This is a genomic window from Streptomyces sp. NPDC006012, from assembly GCF_042871185.1.
Lineage (GTDB): Bacteria > Actinomycetota > Actinomycetes > Streptomycetales > Streptomycetaceae > Streptomyces.
The window spans coordinates 364,969-385,038 of sequence record NZ_JBIAIE010000006.1 but is presented as its reverse complement, the minus strand read 5'-3'; the positions used below and the strand labels follow the sequence as shown (position 1 = coordinate 385,038).

Here is a 20,070-nt window from a genome sequence, read left to right as displayed (position 1 = left end):
CGGGGGAATTCGACGAAGAGGGGCGGACATGGAGATCTCAGGTGTCATCAGTGCCATCGTCATCGGCGTCGTCATCGGTGTGCTGGGACGGCTGGTCGTGCCCGGCCGGCAGCACATCGGCGTCCTGTTGACGATCCTCGTCGGCATCGTGGCCGCGTTGCTGGGCTCGGCGATCGCCGCCGTATTCGGAGTCGCCGACACCGACGGACCGGACTGGATCGAGTGGTTCATCCAGATCGGCCTGGCGGCGGTGGGCGTGGCGGCCCTGGACCGGGCTCGGCGGCCGCAGCGCTGAACCCGGCCGTGACGGCGTCCGTGCCCGCCGCGGTCCGCCGGGCCGCGGCAGCCACGGCACCCGCGGCCGGTCCTACGCCTCGTAGAGGTACGGCGTCGTCGTGGTCAGGACGTGGAAGCCCAGGCGTTCGAGGACGGGACGGCTCATCGGTGAGGCGTCCACCTGGAGATAGCGGACGCCGTGGGCCGCGGCGGCCCGGGCGCGGTGGGCGATCAGGGTGCCGTAGAGGCCGCGGCCACGCCAGTCGGCGAGGGTCCCGCCGCCCCACAGCCCGGCGAATCGCGTGCCCGGCACCAGTTCCAGCCGGGCCGCGCTCACGGGTTCGTCGCCGGCGAGCGCGACGACCGCGAGGAGTGAGCCGGGATCGGCGGCGAGCTGGGTGAGCAGCCGGTGCCGCAACCGGCTCCCGTCCGTGCCGAACACCTTCTCGTGCACTTCGACCATGCGATCGATCCCCGCCGCGTCGTCCGCATGCTGGACGCGGACGCCCTCCGGCGGCTCGGCGTCCGCGGTCAGTGCGACCACCTCCGTGGTCTCCGCGACCATCAACGCCTCCTCGGGTTCGGGCATGAACCCGGCGGCGGCGAGGCGCGGTCCGAGATCGGCGGGGCGGTCGTGGCCGTGCAGCTTCCACTCGAACGCACGGCCGAGGCGGGTGTAGTACGCGATCTGCGCCGCGATGACCGCGTCCGCGTTCGTCTCGTCCAGAGCGGACCACAGGACGCCGTTCCAGCCGTGGGCTTCGGCGACCTGCCGGACCACGGTGGCGGTGCGTTCGATCCGGGCCCCGGGACCGTCGGACTGTGCCCCGGCGCGGATGTCCTGGTCATAGTGGGCGAGTACGGCTGTGTGATCCATGGGGCCACTCCAGCATCAGGTGTCGGGCACGGCAACGGAATTACGGACCGGTACACCGGACGCCGGCGTCCGGGCGGACTGCAGCGGGACGGATCGATACGGGGCGGAACGGTACGGGGCCCATCACCAAGGGGCGGTGCGGGGCGAGACGCGGCACCACGAGGCGTCGCGCGGCGCAGCCCCGCGCGGCCACCGCACCGTGAGAGGGGCGTGGCGAGGGGCGCATCACGAGGGGACGCGCCACGCCGTGCCGCCCGTCGCATGGCGTGGCCCCGGGCCCGCCCGCGTACGGTGCGCCCGAAACCGTACGACGAGAAAGCCCGAGAAAGGGTGTACGCCATGGTGAAGGACGACGAGCTGCCGTATCTGCGCAGGTGTGTGGAGTTGGCGGCCGAGGCGTTGGAGGCGGGCGACGAGCCGTTCGGGTCGGTCCTCGTCGCCGCGGACGGGACCGTGCTCGCCGAGGACCACAACCGGGTGGCCTCCGGGGACCGCACCCGGCATCCGGAGTTCGAGCTCGCCCGCTGGGCCGCGGCCCGGCTGACCCCGCAGGAACGGGCCGCCGCCACCGTGTACACGTCCGGGGAGCACTGTCCGATGTGCGCGGCGGCGCACGCCTGGGTCGGGCTCGGCCGGATCGTCTATGCGGCGTCCACGGAGCAACTGGTGGGCTGGCTTGAGGAGTTGGGCGTGCCTGCGGCACCGGTACGGCCGCTGCCGATCAGCGCGGTGGCACCCGAGGTGCGCGTCGAGGGTCCGGCGCCGGAGCTGACCGGGGAGGTCCGCGCGCTGCACCGAAGGTTTCACGGGGCCGCGGACTGACCTGCGCGCCGGACACGGGTGCACGGGCCGGGATGCAGGCCGGCCGATTGGCCGGCGCTGCACGTACAGGGCCCGCTCGGCGGGTACGCCGACGAGAGCGGTCCGAACGACCAGCGGGTCCGGTGCCGTGCACGGCACCGGACCCGCTGGTCGTTCGGACCGCCCCGGAGGGCGGTCGGCGTGGATGCGCTCCCGGGGCCGTGGCGGTTGTCCGGCCGGTCGGTGTCCGGCGGGGGGACCGGCCACGGCCCCGGGAGTGTGTCAGCGCTCCGCGCCCGGCCGGAACCGGCGGTACAGGGCAGCGCCGGAGATCAGCAGCGCCGCGCTCGCCGCGACCGCGGGTGCGGTCAGGTCCGTACCCGTGTGGGCGAGGACGGCGTCGGCCTGCGGCGCGGCCGGGTGGCTCACCGCCGGGGCGGGGGGCTCGGCCCGCGGCGGGGTCGGTGGAGCGGCCGGGGGCTTGACCGGCGGGGTGGCCGGCGGCGTGGCCGGGGGTGTGACCGGCGGCGGGGTGGGCTTCACCGGGTGGTCACCGGGGGTGTTCTCGGCCTGGTTGCCGAAGACCGGATTGCCGATGCCCACCACGTTCACGCTGTTGCCGCTGACGTTGACCGGGAGGTCGACCGGCACCTGGATGCCGTTGCCGGAGAGCACACCGGGTGAGTCCTTCGCCCCGCCGTGGGCGGTCGCTCCGCCCGAGGGGGCCGCTCCATCGCTCCCGGCGCCGCTGCCGCCCTTGTTGGCGCAGGTGTTGCCCGCGGCCGGGTTGAGGAGCCCTACCACGTTCACCGTGTTCCCGCACACGTTCACCGGGACGTGCACCGGGAGCTGGATCGTGTTGCCGGAGATCAGCCCCGGCGATCCGGCCGCGGAACCGTTCGCGGCGGAGTCGGCGTGCGCCGGCATCGTCACAGCCATCGCCCCAGAGGCGGCGGCGACGGCGATCACACCGTTTCGGGTAACCCGTTTCATAGGCTCCCTGCCTTCCAGACATCGTCACGGGCGCTCGCCCGTATCGAAATAAACGCAGACGAACCATCCAAGTTATGGCTTATCGCCCTTTCACCCCATTGAGCTACACAGTTATCGAACCAGTCGTGAATCCCTCGAATACCGCACCAATACGTCCGGAGGCGTGCCTTCTGCGGTCCGCTTATGGTGAGCGGAAGCGCTGCCCCGGTCCGCAGCGGGGACCCCCTGGAGGCATCGATGCCGGCAAAGCTCCCCACGCGGCCCGCCGTCCGGCGCTGCGCCAGTGCCGGAGTCCTCACGCTGGCCCTGTTCGGCGCCGGACTGCCCGTGGGGGCCGCCACCCCGGCCCAGCCCGATCTGTCGCGCTTCTACCAGCAGAAGATCACCTGGTCGGCCTGCCAGAGTTCCGGGGCCGCCAAGGACATGCAGTGCGGCAAGGTGACGGTCCCGTTGGACTACGCGCGACCCGAGGCCGGCACGCTCGACGTGGCACTGGCCCGGTACCGGGCGACCGGCGCGTCCCGGGGCTCCGTGCTGCTGAACTTCGGCGGTCCGGGCGGCGCGGGCATCAGTTCCCTCGCCACCTCCGGCAAGGCGTACCTCGGGCTGACCAACGGCTACGACGTGGTCACCTTCGATCCGCGCGGGGTCGGCCGGTCCTCGCCCGTCAGTTGCGGGGAGGGCGCCACCGACACGTCGGCCGTGACGGGCGACGGCACCGGCCGCGGCGATCCACGGGCGCTGCTGGAGCTGCTGCGGAAGGCGGCGGCCGAGTGCACCCGCCACTCCGGCCCCGTCCTGCCCCACATAGGCACCCTCAACGCCTCCCGGGACCTGGACGTCATGCGCCAGGCCCTCGGCGACGAGAAGCTCAACTACCTCGGCTTCTCCTACGGCACCCGGCTCGGCGCGGTCTACGCCGCCCAGTTCCCGGGCAAGGTGGGCCGGATGGCGCTGGACGGCGTGGACACCCTCACCGAGCCCCTGTCCGAACAGGGGCTGGCGAGCGCACAGGGCCAGCAGACCGCACTGGAGGACTTCCTGCGCTGGTGCGTACAGGACCGCGGCTGCCCCTTCGGCCAGGACCGGCGCACGGCCGGGGACAAGGTGCTGAACCTGGTCCGCGGACTCGACGCGCATCCGACGCCCACCGGCTTCGGCGGCCGGCTCTCCGGACACGACCTGGTGAGCGCCATCGGCCAGGGCCTCTACAGCAAGGAGCTGTGGCCGTCGCTGGAACGCGCCGTGGTCTCCCTGGTGAACGACGGGGACACCCGTGGTGTGGCGGGTCTCGCGACGGGCGGGCTGACGCCAGCCCGCGGGTCCGGCGGCGGGCTCGTCGACGAGGCGGACATCCCGGTGGACAACCTGTCGGCGGCGCTGATGGCGATCAACTGCGCGGACGACCCGGACCGCCCCGGCGCCGAACAGATCACCAAGGACATCGGGCGGCTGCGCGCCGCGTACGAGAAGGCGTCGCCGGTCTTCGGCCGGTACCGGCTGGCCGACCTGCTGATGTGCTACGGGCGGCCCGAGGGGACGGACTTTGTCCGTGACCGGGTGAAGGACGTCGACACGGCGCAGCTGCTTTTGGTGGGCACCCGCGGCGACCCCGCCACGCCGTACCGCTGGACCCTGGAGACCGCCCGCAGGCTCGGCACCTCGGCGGTGGTGCTCGACAACAAGGGCTCGGGCCACACCGGCTACTCGTCGTCCAAGTGCGTCCACCGCAAGATCGACGACTTCCTGCTGTACGGTTCGCTGCCCGCCGACGGGAGTTCCTGCCCGGTGGACCCGGCGGCCTGGTGACGCAGCACGCGGTGCCGACCGGCGGTGCGGGCGGCGGCAGGAACCGGTGAAGCCCTCGTTCCGGTGCGCGTCCTCGGAGTGCGGTGCCACGGGCGGGTGACGGGTCCGGCCGGCCGCAACCTCCGGGCCGTCCCGGCCGTCACATCAAACAGAGCGGACGCGTCCCGCCGTTGCCGTACCGACCGACCGTCCAGGGGGAATCCATGATGCGTATCCGAACCGCCGCAGCCGTCCCGGCCGTCGCCCTCGCCGCCGCGGCCCTGCTGCTCACCGCGCCGCCGGGCGCGGTCGCCGCGCGGGACGCCGTCTGCCCGGAGCGGGCGCTGAGCGTGCGGGCGGCCGTGGCGCCCGCCGATGCGTCCGTGCTGCGGATCGGGGTGACCAACCGCTCCGGCCGCGCCTGTGTCGTCGACCGCGTGCCCACGGTCACCTTCGGCGACCTGGACGGCGCGGCGCAGCCGGTGCCCGACGGCGCCGCGGGTACCTACCGCATCGGTGCGGGCAGGACCGCGTACGCCGCCGTGCGCACCGTCGCCGGCCCGGCGGACCCGCAGGCCCGCCTGGTGGACACCGTCACCGTGGCCGCGGACCCCGCGCACCGGGGACGCGGGTTCACCGCGGCGGAGCTGGGCGCGGGCGCGGCCGTACGGGTGTGGGAGCCGGTGACGACCTGGTGGCAGCCGTCGGCGGCGGCCGCGGACCGGGCGATCGGGCTCAGCTGAGGATCAGCTCGGGCTCGTACATGTCCATCCAGAGAGCCAGGTCCAGGGTGCGTTCCAGGCTGCGCCGGGCGGCCTGGGAACTCGCGGGCAGCTCCCGGTGGGCGGCCTCGTCGACCCGCTCCCGGTCCATGACGGCGAACACCGGGTGGTCGGGCCGGGCCACCAGGTCCTTGGCCTGCTCCTGGAGGGCGAGGCCGTACTGGGGATCCTGGGTGGACGGGTACGGGCTCTTGACCCGGTCGTACACCGACCGCGGGATGACGTCGGCGGTCGCCTCGCGCAGCAGACTCTTCTCCCTGCCGTCGAAGGACTTCAGGGACCAGGGCGCGTTGTAGACGTACTCGACGAGCCGGTGGTCGCAGAAGGGCACCCGGACCTCCAGGCCGACGGCCATGCTCATCCGGTCCTTCCGGTCGAGCAGGGCGCGGACGAAGCGGGTCAGGTGGAGGTAGCAGATGCGGCGCATCCGGTACTCGAAGTCGCTCTCGCCGTCGAGGCGGACGATGCCGTCGACGGCGGTGCTGTAGGCGTCGCGGATGTACGCGTCCAGTTCCAGGCTCTTGGCCAGGTCCGGACGCAGCACGTCAGTGCCCGTGCCGATGTGCCGGCTGGCCATGTGGAGCCACGGGAAGGTGTCGGCGCGACGCGCCTCCTCGTCGAAGAACTGCTGGTAGCCGCCGAAGACCTCGTCGGCGGACTCGCCGGACAGGGCGACCGTGGACTGCTCGCGCACGGCTTGGAACAGCAGGTAGAGCGAGGAGTCCATGTCGCCGAAGCCGATGGGCAGGTCGCGGGCGCGCAGTACCTTCGCCCGGACGGCGGGGTCGGCGAGGGCCTCGGAGCCGAGCACGATGTCGTGGTGGTCGGTGCCGGCGAGCCGGGCCACGTCGTGCACGAACGGGGTGTCGGGGGTGGCACGCAGCCCGTCGGGCACGAAGTGATCGGTCTGGCCGACGAAGTCGACGGCGAAGCTGCGCACCTTCTCGCCCTGTACGGCGAGTTGCCGGGCGGCGAGCGCGGTCATGGCGGAGGAGTCGAGCCCGCCCGACAGCAGGGTGCAGCGCGGCACGTCGGCGACCAGTTGGCGGCGCACGATGTCGTCGAGGAGGGTGCGGACGCTGGCCACGGTGACGGCCTGGTCGTCGGGGTGCGGCCGGGTCTCCAGCTGCCAGTAGACGCGGGTGCGCAGACCGGAGCGGTCGACGGTGACGACGGTGCCGGGCGTCACCTCGTGCATGCCCTCCCACACGGCCTGTCCGGGCGTCATGACCAAGGCGAACACTTCACGCAGACCGTCCAGACCGACCCGCGGCCGGGCCATCGGATTGGCGAGGATCGCCTTGGGTTCGGAGCCGAACAGGACGCCGTCGGGCGTCGGGTAGTAGTAGAAGGGCTTGATGCCCAACCGGTCGCGGATCATCACCAGCTTGTTGTCGCGGCCGTCCCAGACGGCGAAGGCGAACATGCCGTTGAGCCGTTCGGCGAGCGCGTCACCCCATTCGAGATAGGCGCGCAGGACGACCTCGGTGTCCGAGTCGGTGGTGAAGCGGTGGCCGCGGGCGGTCAGTTGCTGCCGGAGTTCGGTGTAGTTGTAGGTCTCGCCCGAGTAGACCAGCCCGACCGTTCCCTCCGGGGTGCTGACCGTCATGGGCTGTCGGCCGCCCATCAGGTCGATGATGGCGAGCCTGCGGTGGCCCAGGGCAGCGGGGCCGTCGATCCAGGTGCCGCGGTCGTCCGGACCGCGGCAGGCCATCGTCTCGGTCATCGCATCCAATGCCGCGGCCTCGGAGTGCAGGTCGCGGTTGTAGGAAACCCAGCCGGTGATGCCGCACATACCTTCCTCCTGCTTCCAGTCCGGCCTCGGAACCTCGCTCACCTGCGTTTTCGTGGGTGGGGTCCGACCCAAAGCCGAACAAGTTGTAATTAGCACCTATATATATCGAGGATGCGCCCGCCACGGCGCTCGGGCAACGCGGACACATCGCGCCGGGCCCCCATCCCTCCATGCCTTCGGACGCACTACGTCCACCCAGGCCCTCGATTCCGGGCATCGGCCGACAGAATCCACCAAGAACCGACCATTGGTAAAAATCTCCCCAAATCGACCGACCCGCTCATCACGTGCCGCATCTTTTATGGTTTTGATCAAGCGAACCCGGCACAGGCCGCACACGCGGCTCGACCGCCGCCACCCGGCGGGACCGCTCCCGCGGTCCCGCCGGCACACCCCGATCACCGTCCGGCACGGAAGCCGACCACATCGCCCGCCGAACGGCCCGTACGACACCGTCCGCGTCGGCGACGGAGACCACAATGCGGGCATATCGGACACGACCGGGCCACAGGTCGACCACGACGACCGGTCCGTGCTCACGGACGGCGACCAGGTCCCGGCCTGCGCGATGACGCCACTCCCCCACACAGAACCGGTCGGGCAGCCACCGGCCGAACCGCGGCAGGCCGCGCAGTGCGCGCCACCAGTCGGGCTCGACCACCGCGCCCCGCACCGCCGCCGCCGGGATCCGCACGGCACGCGGGCGCCGGAGCAGCAACCGCTCCGGTCCGCTCGGACGCAGCACCAGATCCCGCCCCTCGACGACCAGCCGGGCCATCCGCACACACCTCCTGCCGCCGTACGCCCCCGCCGCCGTCCACCGATCGTGACGGCACGGCGAGAGTCGTGGCACTTGCACCTATTTACCCCAAATGCCCTACATATGAATCCGCCATATCGTGCTCTTATGGAGCACGCACTCAGTCCCCCGACCCTCGCCGAACTGCGACGCCCTCGCCCCTATCCCGCCGTGTCCGTACTGACGCCGACCCACCGCCGCGAGCCCGGCAACGCCCAGGACCCGGTCCGGCTGCGCAATGTGCTCGCCGAGGCCAGGAAACAACTGGAGTCCGACCCCGCCGTCACCCGGGACCGGCGCGCGGACGTCGTCGGCCAGCTGGACCGGGCCCTCACCGAGGTGGATCTCGCACACGCCGAGAACGGCCTGGTGATCTTCGCCGCGCCGGGCGAGCATCAGGTGTGGTCGCTGGCCCGCACCGTGCCCGAGCGGGTGGTGCTCTCGGACACCTTCCTGACCCGCAACCTCGTCTCCGCGCACGCCGCGGAGCGGCCGTTCTGGATACTCTCGGTCTCCGCCGACCGCGTCACCCTGTGGTCCGGCGCGGTCGACCGCGTCGCCGAGAGCCATGCCGAGGGCTTCCCGCTGTCCCGGAACCGGGAGAATTTCGACGCCGAGCGCCAGGAGCGGATCGGGGACATCCCGAGCATCTTCCGTGACGAGGGCACCCGGCAGTTCCTGCGCGAGGCCGACACGGCGATGACCACGGTCCTGCGCGAGCACCCCAGGCCGCTGTACGTCACCGGTGAGCAGGCCGCGCTCTCCCTGCTGGACGAGGTCGGCGCCGTCGCGAAGGAAGCCGTGCACATCCCGCACGGCGGCCTGGCGAACGGTACCCCCGAAGCGGTGTGGCAGGCCGTCCGGCCGGTGATCGACGCGGAGGCCGCGAGGGCCGCCGACCGCGTGGCCGGGGAACTGGACACGGCCCGGGGCCGCAAGGAGTTCGCCGCGGGTGTCGACGAGGTCTGGCGGAGCGCCCGCGAGGGCCGGGTCCGGCTGCTCGCCGTCGAGGAGAACTACCGGGTGACCGTCCGCGACGACGGTGACCACCTGGTTCCCGCCGACACCGGGGACCTCGACGCCCGCGAGGACATCGTGGACGAGATCGTCGAGCAGTGCCTGGAGACGGGCGCCGATGTGCGCTTCGTGCCGGACGGCACCCTGGAGCACGCGAGCGGCATCGCCGGCGCACTGCGGTACTGACGGCTTCTTCCGCCCCCGGCGTACGCTACGGCGTGATCACCGGCCGGGAGGAAGGGCACAGATGGCTGACGTGCTGGGCGTCGCGGTACTGGGCGCCGGACACATGGGAGCCGATCACATCCGCCGCCTCGCTCACGTGGTGAGCGGCGCCCGGGTGGCCGCCGTCGCCGATCCCGACACCGAGCGGGTCAGGGAGGCGGTGGCGGGCCTCGACGGCGTATCGGTGCACACGGAGGCAGTGGCCGCGCTGGACGCGCCCGGCGTGGACGCCGTCCTGATCGCCTCGCCGGGACCCGCGCACGAGGAGGCCCTCCTCGCCGCCTTCGACCGCGGGCTGCCGGTCCTGTGCGAGAAACCCATGGTGCCCGACTCCACGGGGGCGCTCAGGGTGCTGGAGGCGGAACGGCGGCTGGGCCGCCGACTGGCACAGATCGGGTTCATGCGGCGCTACGACGCCGAGTACCAGCGCCTGAAGTCCCTGCTGGACGGCGGAGGTCTGGGACGCCCGCTGATGCTGCACTGCACCCACCGCAACGTCTCCTCGCCGCCCGGCTTCACCAGCGCCATGCTGATCGACAGCTCCGTCTCACACGAGATCGACGCGGCCCGCTGGCTGCTCGGCCAGGAACTGACCGCCGTGACCGTGCTGCGCCCCACACCCTCGGACGGCGCACCGGCAGGTCTGGCCGACCCGCAGTTCGTGGTGTTCGAGACCGAGCACGGCGTCCTCGTGGACGTGGAGATCTTCGTCAACTGCGGCTTCGGCTACCAGGTGCGCTGCGAGGCCGTGTGCGAGGCGGGCAGCGCCCGGATCGGCGACGAGCACACCATGGTGGTCACCGCACGGGGCAGCACCCGCGAGGAGGTGGCGCAGGACTACGTCGTCCGCTTCGCCGACGCCTACGACCGGGAGCTGCGCGCCTGGGTCGACGCCACCCGCCAGGGACGGGTCACCGGTCCGAGCGTGTGGGACGGCTACGCCTCCTCGGTCGTCGCCGAGGCCGGGGTCCGGGCGCTGGAGACGGGCCGCCGTACGACCGTCGAACTCCCGTCGCGCCCCGGCCTGTACGCCGGCGACTGACACTGCTTGGGTCGACGGCCGCTGTGCCACGCACCCGTCGCCGACGCGGGGACGGGTCGCCGCCCCTGGTCAGACGCTGCCGAACAGCGTGCCGAGCCCGCGTTCGACCACGGTCCCGATGTCCTCCTCTCCGTCCGCCACCACGGCGTAGCTGCGCGCGAGGAAGCGGCGCAGCTCCGCAGTCGCGAATCCGATGAGGGCCACCCCGTACGGCGAGTGGAACTCCAGGACCGTGCGGCCGCGACCGCACGGCCGGACGTGCACGTCACCGTCTCCGGCGGGCGCCGCCAGTCCCTCGTCCAGCAGGGAGCGGGCGAAGGTCCAGGTCACCTCTTCGCCGTCGAGGGCCGCCTCCGGCGGGAAGTCGACGAACACGGCGAGCGGATCCTGCACGGAATAGCGAAGAGTGGCGGGCACGGGGACTTCCGGGTCCTCGGCCGTGATCAGACGGGCTCGGGCGGGCTGCCGGATACAGATGTCCATGTTCTTACGAGCGCGAGAGACCCGGGTGTATGACACCTTGCGCGGCACCCAGTGATGTGATGTATGTCACCACGCAAGTCAGCATGACCGCCGCAAAACCTCAGCGCGCCGAACACGTGAACGGTGCACCTCGACGACAGGCCCGCCGATCGGTCAAACCGCGTACTCCGACTACGACTTGTCCCACCCGGCCGAGTACGCTGATGGCACCGGGCACGCTCGCAGTTGAGACTCTGGCATATGTCAGAAGCACCACCGTATCGTGTATTGCCAAATCCCTTACAGGGCGTCGCGGGCTGTGCAACAGTCGTAACCGGTCCCCCTTCCTCCTTGGCCGTACCGTCGCATCGGAGTGCGTCATGCCGTCCCACCTCTCTGCGGATCGCCCCGCCGCCCAGCCGCCAGGGCGCGGCTCGGTCGAGGCGCTGATATCGCAGACGCGGCGGCTCAAGGGCGAGGTGGACGCCGTACGCAGGGACACGCACGGCGACGCCGCGGACCCGCACGAGCGCTGGCAGCGCGCGCTGTACGACCTGGCGCTGCATCAGCTCAACGACCTCGACGAGCACTTGGCACAGCTGCGGGACGATCCGCCGCCGGTTCCGTCCGCCCCCGTGCAGCCGGTGCTCCGGCAGGCCGGGCGGCCCGCATCCGTCCCCGACGGCCTCGGCCGCGGGCCCGCCGGTTCCCTGCTCAGCCGGGTCGGCAGCGCGGAGTGGAACCTCCTCACGGACGAGGCCAGTTGGTCCGAGGATCTGTACCGGATCCTCGGCCGCTCCCCGTCCGCGCCCGCGCTCACCCTGGACGAACTACCGTCCCTGGTCCTCGACGAGGACCGCGCGAAGCTCACGGCGATGGTCACGGACTGTCTCGTCGACGCCAAGCCGATCGACGGCGAGTTCCGGGTCGTACTGCCCGACGGGTCCGTGCGCACCGTGCACATGATGGGCGAGCCGGTGCCCGACGCCGACGGCAGTACGGCCGCGATGTGGGCCGTACTGCGGGACGTCAGTGAACTACGGCGCAACCAGCAGACGGTGCGCGAGACCCGCGACTCCTTGCGGCGCCAGCGCCGACGGGCACGGTCCGGGAGCCGGCCCCCGGCCGAAGGGCAGGAGGCCGTGCTGCCCCCGTCGCACGGGACGCCCGGACTCCCGCACCGGGGACCGCGGTCCCTGGACGTGGCGGCCCGCCGGCTGACCGCCGCGGCGAGCCCGCAGGCCCGCGGCGACTGGTACGACACGTTCGAACTGCCGGACGGCGACACCCTGCTCGGCGTGGGCGACCTCACCGGGCACGGCATCACCGTCGCCCCGGACAAGACGATGCTGATGGGTGCCCTGCGCGGAATGGCGCTGGCGGGCAGCCCGCCGGCCAGACTGATGGACCTGCTGAACCAGTTACTGGACAGCACCGCACCACCCGCTCCGGCCAGCGCCGTCTGCTGCCGCTACCGGTCCGCCGACCGGACCCTCGCATGGGCCCAGGCAGGACACCCCGCCCCCTTGCTCTACCGCAACGGGACGGGGTGCATGCTGGCCGCTCCCGAGGGCGTCCCGCTCGGCACGACCCCGTCCGCAGCCTACGGACAGGCCGAAGCGACTCTCGAACCCGGCGACTTGCTCCTGCTGCGCACCGACGGCCTGGTACCCGGGCACAGTGGAACGGACGCCGTGGACCGCCTCCTCGGGATGGCCCCGCGCTTCGCCGCGGCGGGTACCGCGGAGGACTGCGTGCGGGTGGTCGTGGAGGAGTTCGGCGCGGACGAGCGCGAGGACGACGCCTGCGTGCTCATCGCCAAGTTGGCTGCCTAGGAAATCCCGGGAGCGCTGCCCCGGGTGATGTCCGGCCAAGGCCCGGGAGGGCACCTTGCCGGAATGCGCACACGGACGCCTCAGGCCGGTGCGCTCCTGCTTCCCCTGCTCCTGGGTTTGGGCAGGGCCAGCTCGATCTCCTCCCGCAGTTCGTTGATCTTCGGATAGCCGGCGAATTCGGCGGTGAGCCGGTACATCTGGCGCAACCGGTCCCAGGTGCGGTGGGAGGAGTTCGATCCCATCGACATCAGGGCCAGCCGGGCGTACCGGTCCGCCTGTTCGGGGTCGTCGGCGATGAAGCACGCGGACGCCATGGACAGGAAGTCGAAGATCTTCGACCGCTGGCGGCCGTCGATCCGCAGGGCCAGGGCCTTCTCCGCGAAGTGCTGGGCGTGCACGGCCGTCCCCGGCTCGAACTCGGCCAGGGTCCGGTAGGCCAGGGCCTGCATGCCGTACAGGTCCTCCTCCTTGAACATCTGCATCCAACTCGGCGGCGGCACGTCGCCCCGGTCCGAGACGAAGAGGTCCTCCGCCTGGCCGAGGGTCCGGCGCATCGCCTGCCCCTTGCCCATCGACGCCTGTGCCCAGGCCTCGATGGTGTGGAGCATGGCCCGGGTGCGCGGCAGCACCTCGGCGCCCGAGCCGGACTGGGCGAGCTTCATCAGATCGAGTGCGTCGTCGGGCCGGCCCAGGTGCACCATCTGGCGAGCCGCTCGGGAGAGCGCCTCCCCGGCGCGGGGCCGGTCGCCGCCCTCCCGGGCCGCGTGGGCGGCGATGACGAAGTACTTCTGGGCCGTGGGTTCCAGGCCGATGTCGTGCGACATCCAGCCCGCGAGGACGGCGAGATTGGCAGCGACGCCCCACAGGCGCCGCTGCAGATGGTCGGGGTGACGGTAGGCGAGCATGCCGCCCACCTCGTTGAGCTGGCCCACGACCGCCTTGCGTTGCAACCCGCCACCGCGGGCCGCGTCCCACACCCGGAACACCTCGACCGAACGTTCCAGTTCCTCGATCTCCTGCGAACCGATGGGGGCGGCCTCGTAACGGTCGAACCCAGCGGGGTCGGCGTGCAGGGGGTCTTGGAGGGCAGGGGCGTCGGCCCTGAGTGTGGGGTCGGTGTGCAGCCAGTCGTGCATGGCGCTGCTGAGTGCGGATCCCGCGGTGAGCGCTGCACCCGCGCCCACCAAGCCGCGTCGGTTGAGCATGAGGTCCATTCCCGTGAATTCGGTGAGGACCGCGGCAGTCCGTTCGGGCGCCCACGGCATACCGTCGGGATGTTCCGCTCTCCCGCCGGCCTGCCGCTTCCCCGTACGCCCGTGCCGCACCAGACCGAGGTCCTCGATGGTCACGACACGACCGAGACGCTCGGTGAACAGGGCCGCCAGCACCCGCGGCACCGGATCGCGCGGGATCTCTCCCATGTCGATCCACCGCCGCACCCGGGAGGTGTCGGTCGCCAGCTGGGGGTGGCCCATGGCCGCCGCCTGCCGGTTGACCAGCCTCGCGAGTTCGCCCTTGGACCAGCCGGCCAGGCCGAACAGATCCGCGAGCCGGGTGTTGGACAGTCCGCTCACGTCAAGCCCCCAGGTTCTCGGCTGAGTTGACAGTAGCCCGGCGCAGGTTGCCGAGCGACTATTCGCCAGGGTTCGCCAGGGTGCGCCAGATGGTGTGCCACTGCACATCGGGTGTCAGGTAGGAAAGCGCCACCCCGACCCGGCTACCGCGACATCAGACGGGCGCATTCCCCAGGATGCATCCGGGCAACCGGGCCGGGTGGGCGCGCGCACCAGGCAGACACCGCAGGAACACGAAGGGATCTGTATCGCCCATGTACGCAGCATCGTCCTCCGTGTCCGCTCCGCCCCGGCCGCTGCGTCCCCGCCCCGCGGGCGGCGGGCCCTATCTCGCTCCCGCACATCCGGGGACCGGCGTGCCGGGCGCGGGGCGGCCACCGCGCACCGCGGGGCCGGGCACTCAACCGCTCAGCGGGAGACTCGACTTGTCCGGTCCCCAAGGTGCGCAACTGCGCACGGCCATCGCGTCGGTGCAGCGGATCTGCCCGGAGTTCACTCCGGTGCAGCTGCTACGGCGCAGCGGGCGGTCCGTGCTCCTGGTCGGCACGACGGGACGCAGCACGGCCGTCGCCAAGTGTCTCCTGGACCAGTCGCCCGCATGGGCGGAGCGCATCCGCCACGAAATAGCGGCATACCGCTCGTTCGTCCGGCACCGGCCGCCCGTCCGGGTGCCGAGGCTGATCGCGGCGGATCCGGACAACTGCACCCTGGTGATCGAGCGCATGCAGGGCCGGGTGGCGGCACTGCAGCGGCATCCGGCCGAGGCCCCGCCCCGCCCGGACATCCGTGCGGCTCTCGGCGCGATCTGCCGGCTCAACGCCTGGCGGCCACCGGCGGGCACGTTCGACGCGCCCCTCGACTACGCGGCCCGCATCGCCCGGTACCACGAGCTGGGGCTGCTCACCGACCGGGACCTGGGCGACCTGCAGAAGCTGCTGCACGGCATCGCGCACGCGACGGGCCGCCAGGCCATGGGCCAGTTCTGCCACGGCGACGCCCTGCTCTCCAACGTCCTGCTCTCTCCGGCGGGCCCGGTGCTGGTGGACTGGGAGCACGCGGGCTGGTACCTGCCGGGGTACGACCTGGCGGTGCTGTGGTCGGTCCTCGGGGACGCGCCGGTGGCGCGTCGGCAGATCAGCCAGCTCGCCCAGTCGGCGGGCCCGGCCTCGCGGGACGCCTTCCTGGTGAACCTGATGCTCGTCCTGACCCGGGAGATCCGTACCTACGAGACGGCCGTGCAGCGTTCGATGAACGACGCGCCCCCGGCGGCCCCGGGCCCGGCTTCGGCGGGTGGCGTACCGTCCGGCGAGGAGCAGCGGCTGCTGCTGCGGCGGCTGCACGACGACTGCCAGCTGGCCCGCCGGGCCGTGCGCGCGGCGGTCGGCACACGCTGACGGGACGTCGGCCCGAGGTGCGCCCCAGGCGGTGCACCTCGGGCCGAGCCGCGCGCCGGACCCGCACCACGCGCCCGTTCCTCACTCCACGCCGCCCGGCGCGGCCGACCCGATGCACGCCCCCGGCGTGCCCCCGCCGATCCCCCGAATTCCCGGTGCACAACGGGGTCATTGGTGTACGCCACTGACGCCCCGCAGGCCCGCGCGGCACTGCCACGAAACTCCCTCGCCCCCGTCTGACGTGGGAAATCGCTTTTTCCTGGGCATGATTGACGGATCGTCGACGAACCGGTACCACTGAGCATCGCTCAGCCCCGCACGCCCCACCGCGCTCGATCGCCCCAGGAGGCCGCATTGCGAGGATCCGCCCCCGACCCCACGTCCGCTCCGCGCGGAAGACGTACCCGCAGGACCGCCGGAGGCATCGCCGCCGCGGCGCTGCTGCTGCCGCTGCTGGGTGCCGCACCGTCCCCGGGCGCCGACCGCTCCGCCACCGGCGGCCTCCAGGACGCCTTCGTCTCCGCGGCCGCCGAGTACCACGTGCCGCAGAGCGTGCTGCTGGCCGTCTCCTACCTCCAGTCCCGCTGGGACACCCACGCAGGCGCGCCGAGCGTGTCCGGCGGCTACGGCCCGATGCACCTCACCGACGCGCACACCGCGCTCGCCGCCGCACCGCACCACAGCGAGGACACCGAGGACGCCCGCGGTGACAGCGCCCGCCCCGCCCTGCACCCGAAGGTGCGCGTGCCGGACGCCGCCGCGCTCCCCGACCGGCTCGAAACGCTGCCGCGGGCCGCCGAACTGACCGGGATCCCGGCGGCCGAGCTGCGCACCGACCCGGCCGCCAACGTGACCGGAGGTGCCGCGCTGCTCGTCGCCGCCCAGAAGGAACTGGGCCGACCCCTCGGCTCCGATCCGGCCGAGTGGTACGGCGCGGTGGCCCGGTTCTCCGGCGCGGAGGACACCGCGACCGCCGCAGCGTACGCGAACGACGTGTACGACGTGCTGCGCACCGGCGCGCGGCGCACCACGGACCGGGGGCAGGCGGTCGCGCTGGCCGCGCAGCCGGGCCTGTCCGCGGACACCGGGCAACTGAAGCGGGCCGGCCTCGATCCGGCCGGCCAAGGCGGCACGGAGTGCCCCGCGTCGGTGTCCTGCACCTGGCTGCCGGCGCCGTACGAGGAGTTCGGGGACAACGACTACGGCAACCACGACCTGGGGGACCGGCCGGCCTCGCAGCGAATCGACTACATCGTCATCCATGACACCGAGGGCACCTGGGACGGCGTCCTCAACCTGATCCAGGATCCGACCTACGTGTCGTGGAACTACACCATCCGCTCCACGGACGGCCTGATCGCCCAGCACGTCAAGGCGAAGGACGTGGCGTGGCACGCGGGCAACTGGTACGTCAACGCCAAGTCGGTCGGCATCGAGCACGAGGGCTTCCTCGCCTCGCCCGACGCCTGGTACACGGAGGCGATGTACCGGTCGTCGGCCCGGCTGGTGAAGTACCTCGCCGCCGAGTACGACATTCCGCTGGACCGGCAGCACATCCTCGGCCACGACAACGTGCCGGGTCCGACCACCTCCTCCGTGCCCGGCATGCACACCGACCCGGGTCCGTACTGGGACTGGCGGCACTATTTCGAGCTGCTGGGCCACCCGTTCAAGCGCACGGCGGGCAGGAGCGGCGGGCTGGTCACGATCCTGCCGGACTACGCGAAGAACCAGCCGGTCTACACGGGCTGCACCACCGCGGGCGAGCCGTGCCCGGCGCACGGGTCCAGCGAGGTGCGGCTGTACTCCGACCATGACGAGAACTCCGCGCTGATCAAGGACATCGGCCTCGGCACCGCCCCCACCACGGATGTGAACGACCTGTCCTCGCGGGTCTCGACCGGGCAGCAGTACGCGGTGGCCGACCGCTGGGGCGACTGGACGGCGATCTGGTATCTGGGGCAGCGGGCCTGGTTCCGCAACCCGGCCGGGCGGCCGACGGCCGTGAACGCCTCCGGACTCGTGATCACGCCCAAGGCGGGGCGTGCGAGCGTTCCGGTGTACGGCCGGGCCTACCCGGAGAAGGAGGCGTACCCGACGGGAGTGCCCGCGCAGGCGGTGTCGCCGCTGTCGTACACGATCCCGGCCGGCCAGGAATACGTCGTCGGTGACGAACTGCCCGGTGAGTACCTCTACGCCGTCACCTTCACCACGGACTCGCACCGGGTCGTGGTGGGCGAGGACCTGTACTACCAGATCCAGTACGGCCACCGGGTGGCGTATGTGCGCGCCGCCGACGTGGACGTGCGGTCGTCGGCCGGCTGACGGCCGCCGTCAGCCCTGCTGGAAAAGCTCCGCCGGGAGCGGCTTCAGCAGGGCGTACAGGTCATCGGTGATGGGCCGGTCCCAAGCCGCGATGGTGACCAGGATGCCGTCGCTGCGGTCGAACTGGACGCATGAGATCCGGGTCTCGCTGAGCTTCAGCCGACGCACGATCAGCAGGTTGTCGCCCTGGAGCACCGGCATGTCCTCGGTGCCGGTGACCGTGACCTCCTCGTCGTTGTCCAGTGCGAGCAGCAACTGGGCCACCTCGAAGGGGATCTCTCCCTCGGCGACGTCACGGGCCGGGGAGCCCTCCGGGAGGTTGCCGATGATCATGGCGGGGCCTCGGCCGCCGAACAGGTCGTAACGCAGGAAGACGCCCTGGCAGCTGCCGTCGGGAGCGGGCAGCAGGCCCGCGCCCAGATTGCCGGGCCAGTCGCCCGGGTCCATGGCCAGGACGTCGAAGTCGGGCCCGGCGGGCGTGGCGCTGCGGCGACGGAGGAACGACATGCGGCCCATGGTACGTGCCCGTACCCGGTCGATGGCGCCCGGGCGGCGTCCCATCAGGGGAGCCGCGCCGCCCCACGGGAGGCCGCGGGCGACCGGCGGCGCCGCCTTGTGCGGGGATCCGGTGGGCGGGGCCGGCGGGCAGCTCCGGTGGGCGGGGTTCCGGTGGGCCGGGCGAGGGAGCCGGGTCAGTTCTGCGGTGGTGCGGACTTCTGCGGCGGTGCGGGTGGTACGACGGCGATCGGGCTCGCCGCGTGCAGCAGGACGGCCTGGGTGACGGAGCCCATCATCGGGGCGGGCGCGAGCAGGCGCCGCCGGTGCCGGCCGACGACGGAAAGAGCGGCCCCGCCCGAGGCCGCGACCAGGTTGCCGGCCGCGTCGCCGGGCAGTGCCCGGGCGACGGCGCGGACATCCGGGTGCCGGCTGCGGTGCGGTGCGAGGAGGTCCTCGGTGAGGGTCCGGGTCTCGTGCTCGACGGCGGCCTGGTCGATGTCGGCCGGTACGAGGCCGCCGGCTGCCGGCAGCGGCAGCGCGGGCCACCGGTAGGCGGCGATCACCTGGAGCAGGGCACCGCGCAGACCGGCCTCGGTGAAGGCGAAAGCGAGCGTGGCGTCGTCGGGGTCGTCCACGTCCACGCCGACGACCACGCGGGGACCCGGCTCGGCCGGTGTCCCGCCCCGCTCCCCCGCCGCCGCGGCGGCCCCCGGGTCCCGGCCGGGCCGGGGCACGACGACGACCGGGCACTTCGCGGCGCGGGCGGCGGCCATGCCGTTGGAGCCGAGCAGCAGGCTGGCGAAGCCGCCCCGCCCCCGGGAGCCGAGCACCAGCAGTTGTGCCTCGGCGCCCAGACCGGGCAGCACCGCGGCGGGCGCACCCGACAACGCGACGTACTCGACGGCCTGCCCGGCCGCCGGTCCGCGCAGCCGGGTGCGCACCGCGTCGAGGATGCCGTCGTCGTCCGGTTCGGGCGGTCCGGCGATCAGCACCTCGGGCTGGCCCCACGGCGCGTACTGCCGCACATGGACCACGCGCAGCGGTGCCGCGCGCCGCCGGGCGGCGTCGAGGGCCCAGTCCAGGGCGCGCAGGCTGTCGTCCGAACCGTCGACCGCGGCGATCACCGGCAGCGTGCTCATCGTCCTGACCTCCGGGATGCGGCTGTGCCTTTCCGGGGTCAGCCTCGCTCAGGCGCCGGTCCCGGCGGGGCCCGGTCGGGCGCGTGTCCGGAAATCGGTGCGGAAGTCCCCCGGATCGGCCCGGCGGCGCACCCGGCGCCGCGCGGGTCAGGTCAGGTCGAACTCGCCTTCCCGCGCGCCGGAGACGAAGGCTCCCCACTCGGCCGGAGTGAAGATCAGGGAAGGGCTCTCCGCGCGGCCGCTGTTGCGCATCGCGATGAACCCCTCGACGAAGGCGATCTGGACATCGCCAAGCCCTCGGCTGCTGGACTGCCACTCGGCGTTGCTGAGGTCCAGTTCCGGCTTGTCCCAGCCCCTGAGCGGGTGCTGCTGGATGGTGCTCTCGGCCACGTCCGTGCTCCTCCCGGTTCGTCGTCCGCGGCCAGCCTAGCGATCGGTTCAGGCGGCC

Annotated in this window: 18 protein-coding genes; 9 read left to right on the top strand and 9 right to left on the bottom strand. The window is 72.5% G+C overall.

Annotated elements, in window-relative coordinates; genetic code table 11:
* Positions 1–28 precede the first annotated feature (28 nt).
* Positions 29–295: a GlsB/YeaQ/YmgE family stress response membrane protein gene (locus ACFYPJ_RS15180; RefSeq protein WP_389015992.1), complete on the top strand. Its 267-nt coding sequence runs from the start codon at positions 29–31 to the stop codon at positions 293–295.
* 72 nt (positions 296–367) lie between these two features.
* On the opposite strand, the gene ACFYPJ_RS15175 is transcribed toward ACFYPJ_RS15180, so the two are convergent.
* A complete protein-coding gene (locus ACFYPJ_RS15175; protein ID WP_389015990.1) occupies positions 368–1,153 on the bottom strand; it encodes a GNAT family N-acetyltransferase in 786 nt (261 codons plus the stop codon).
* A gap of 339 nt (positions 1,154–1,492) precedes the next feature.
* Here ACFYPJ_RS15175 and ACFYPJ_RS15170 point away from each other — a divergent pair, with 339 nt between their 5' ends.
* Positions 1,493–1,975, top strand: coding sequence for a nucleoside deaminase (locus ACFYPJ_RS15170; protein ID WP_389015988.1), 483 nt, complete (start codon positions 1,493–1,495; stop codon positions 1,973–1,975).
* A 261-nt stretch (positions 1,976–2,236) separates the two neighbouring features.
* Here the strand turns inward: ACFYPJ_RS15170 and ACFYPJ_RS15165 are convergent, their stop codons facing one another.
* Positions 2,237–2,947: a chaplin gene (locus ACFYPJ_RS15165; RefSeq protein WP_389015987.1), complete on the bottom strand. Its 711-nt coding sequence runs from the start codon at positions 2,945–2,947 to the stop codon at positions 2,237–2,239.
* Between the two features lie 237 nt (positions 2,948–3,184).
* On the opposite strand from ACFYPJ_RS15165, the gene ACFYPJ_RS15160 reads away from it, so the two are divergent.
* The gene (locus ACFYPJ_RS15160; protein ID WP_389015985.1) at positions 3,185–4,756 is read left to right on the top strand and encodes an alpha/beta hydrolase; all 1,572 of its coding nucleotides are present in this window, start codon (positions 3,185–3,187) and stop codon (positions 4,754–4,756) included.
* Between the two features lie 206 nt (positions 4,757–4,962).
* A complete protein-coding gene (locus ACFYPJ_RS15155; protein WP_389016031.1) occupies positions 4,963–5,478 on the top strand; it encodes a DUF4232 domain-containing protein in 516 nt (171 codons plus the stop codon).
* On the opposite strand, the gene asnB is transcribed toward ACFYPJ_RS15155, so the two are convergent.
* Positions 5,471–7,312 (bottom strand): asparagine synthase (glutamine-hydrolyzing), encoded by a 1,842-nt coding sequence (asnB, locus tag ACFYPJ_RS15150; protein ID WP_389015983.1) that lies wholly within the window; start codon positions 7,310–7,312, stop codon positions 5,471–5,473. The two genes, ACFYPJ_RS15155 and asnB, sit on opposite strands and share 8 nt — an antisense overlap.
* A gap of 283 nt (positions 7,313–7,595) precedes the next feature.
* Complete coding sequence (locus ACFYPJ_RS15145) at positions 7,596–8,090, bottom strand: hypothetical protein (RefSeq protein ID WP_389015981.1); 495 nt, start codon at positions 8,088–8,090, stop codon at positions 7,596–7,598.
* Positions 8,091–8,219: 129 nt separating this feature from the next.
* Between ACFYPJ_RS15145 and ACFYPJ_RS15140 the strand changes: the two genes are divergently transcribed.
* Both ACFYPJ_RS15140 and ACFYPJ_RS15135 read left to right on the top strand, forming a co-directional pair.
* Positions 8,220–9,314: a chemotaxis protein gene (locus ACFYPJ_RS15140; RefSeq protein WP_389015979.1), complete on the top strand. Its 1,095-nt coding sequence runs from the start codon at positions 8,220–8,222 to the stop codon at positions 9,312–9,314.
* 61 nt (positions 9,315–9,375) lie between these two features.
* Positions 9,376–10,395, top strand: a complete 1,020-nt coding sequence (locus ACFYPJ_RS15135; RefSeq protein ID WP_389015977.1) for a Gfo/Idh/MocA family protein — start codon at positions 9,376–9,378, stop codon at positions 10,393–10,395.
* A 69-nt stretch (positions 10,396–10,464) separates the two neighbouring features.
* Here ACFYPJ_RS15135 and ACFYPJ_RS15130 read toward each other — a convergent pair whose 3' ends face one another.
* Complete coding sequence (locus ACFYPJ_RS15130) at positions 10,465–10,878, bottom strand: SsgA family sporulation/cell division regulator (protein ID WP_389015975.1); 414 nt, start codon at positions 10,876–10,878, stop codon at positions 10,465–10,467.
* 359 nt (positions 10,879–11,237) lie between these two features.
* On the opposite strand from ACFYPJ_RS15130, the gene ACFYPJ_RS15125 reads away from it, so the two are divergent.
* Positions 11,238–12,692, top strand: a complete 1,455-nt coding sequence (locus ACFYPJ_RS15125) for a PP2C family protein-serine/threonine phosphatase (RefSeq protein ID WP_389015973.1) — start codon at positions 11,238–11,240, stop codon at positions 12,690–12,692.
* Positions 12,693–12,772: 80 nt separating this feature from the next.
* Here ACFYPJ_RS15125 and ACFYPJ_RS15120 read toward each other — a convergent pair whose 3' ends face one another.
* Positions 12,773–14,266 carry a hypothetical protein gene (locus tag ACFYPJ_RS15120; protein ID WP_389015971.1) on the bottom strand — a complete coding sequence of 498 codons (1,494 nt, stop codon included), beginning with the start codon at positions 14,264–14,266 and terminating at the stop codon, positions 12,773–12,775.
* A 254-nt stretch (positions 14,267–14,520) separates the two neighbouring features.
* Between ACFYPJ_RS15120 and ACFYPJ_RS15115 the strand changes: the two genes are divergently transcribed.
* Both ACFYPJ_RS15115 and ACFYPJ_RS15110 read left to right on the top strand, forming a co-directional pair.
* Positions 14,521–15,660 carry an aminoglycoside phosphotransferase family protein gene (locus tag ACFYPJ_RS15115; protein ID WP_389015969.1) on the top strand — a complete coding sequence of 380 codons (1,140 nt, stop codon included), beginning with the start codon at positions 14,521–14,523 and terminating at the stop codon, positions 15,658–15,660.
* Positions 15,661–16,014: 354 nt separating this feature from the next.
* Positions 16,015–17,985, top strand: a complete 1,971-nt coding sequence (locus ACFYPJ_RS15110; RefSeq protein ID WP_389015966.1) for an N-acetylmuramoyl-L-alanine amidase — start codon at positions 16,015–16,017, stop codon at positions 17,983–17,985.
* Positions 17,986–17,994: 9 nt separating this feature from the next.
* On the opposite strand, the gene ACFYPJ_RS15105 is transcribed toward ACFYPJ_RS15110, so the two are convergent.
* The 3 genes from ACFYPJ_RS15105 to ACFYPJ_RS15095 form a co-directional block, all read right to left on the bottom strand.
* On the bottom strand, positions 17,995–18,492 hold the full coding sequence (locus ACFYPJ_RS15105; RefSeq protein ID WP_389015963.1) for a hypothetical protein: 498 nt from the start codon (positions 18,490–18,492) through the stop codon (positions 17,995–17,997).
* Between the two features lie 185 nt (positions 18,493–18,677).
* Positions 18,678–19,622, bottom strand: coding sequence for a universal stress protein (locus ACFYPJ_RS15100; protein WP_389015960.1), 945 nt, complete (start codon positions 19,620–19,622; stop codon positions 18,678–18,680).
* Positions 19,623–19,769: 147 nt separating this feature from the next.
* Complete coding sequence (locus ACFYPJ_RS15095) at positions 19,770–20,012, bottom strand: DUF397 domain-containing protein (RefSeq protein WP_389015957.1); 243 nt, start codon at positions 20,010–20,012, stop codon at positions 19,770–19,772.
* Between the last annotated feature and the right edge of the window lie 58 nt (positions 20,013–20,070).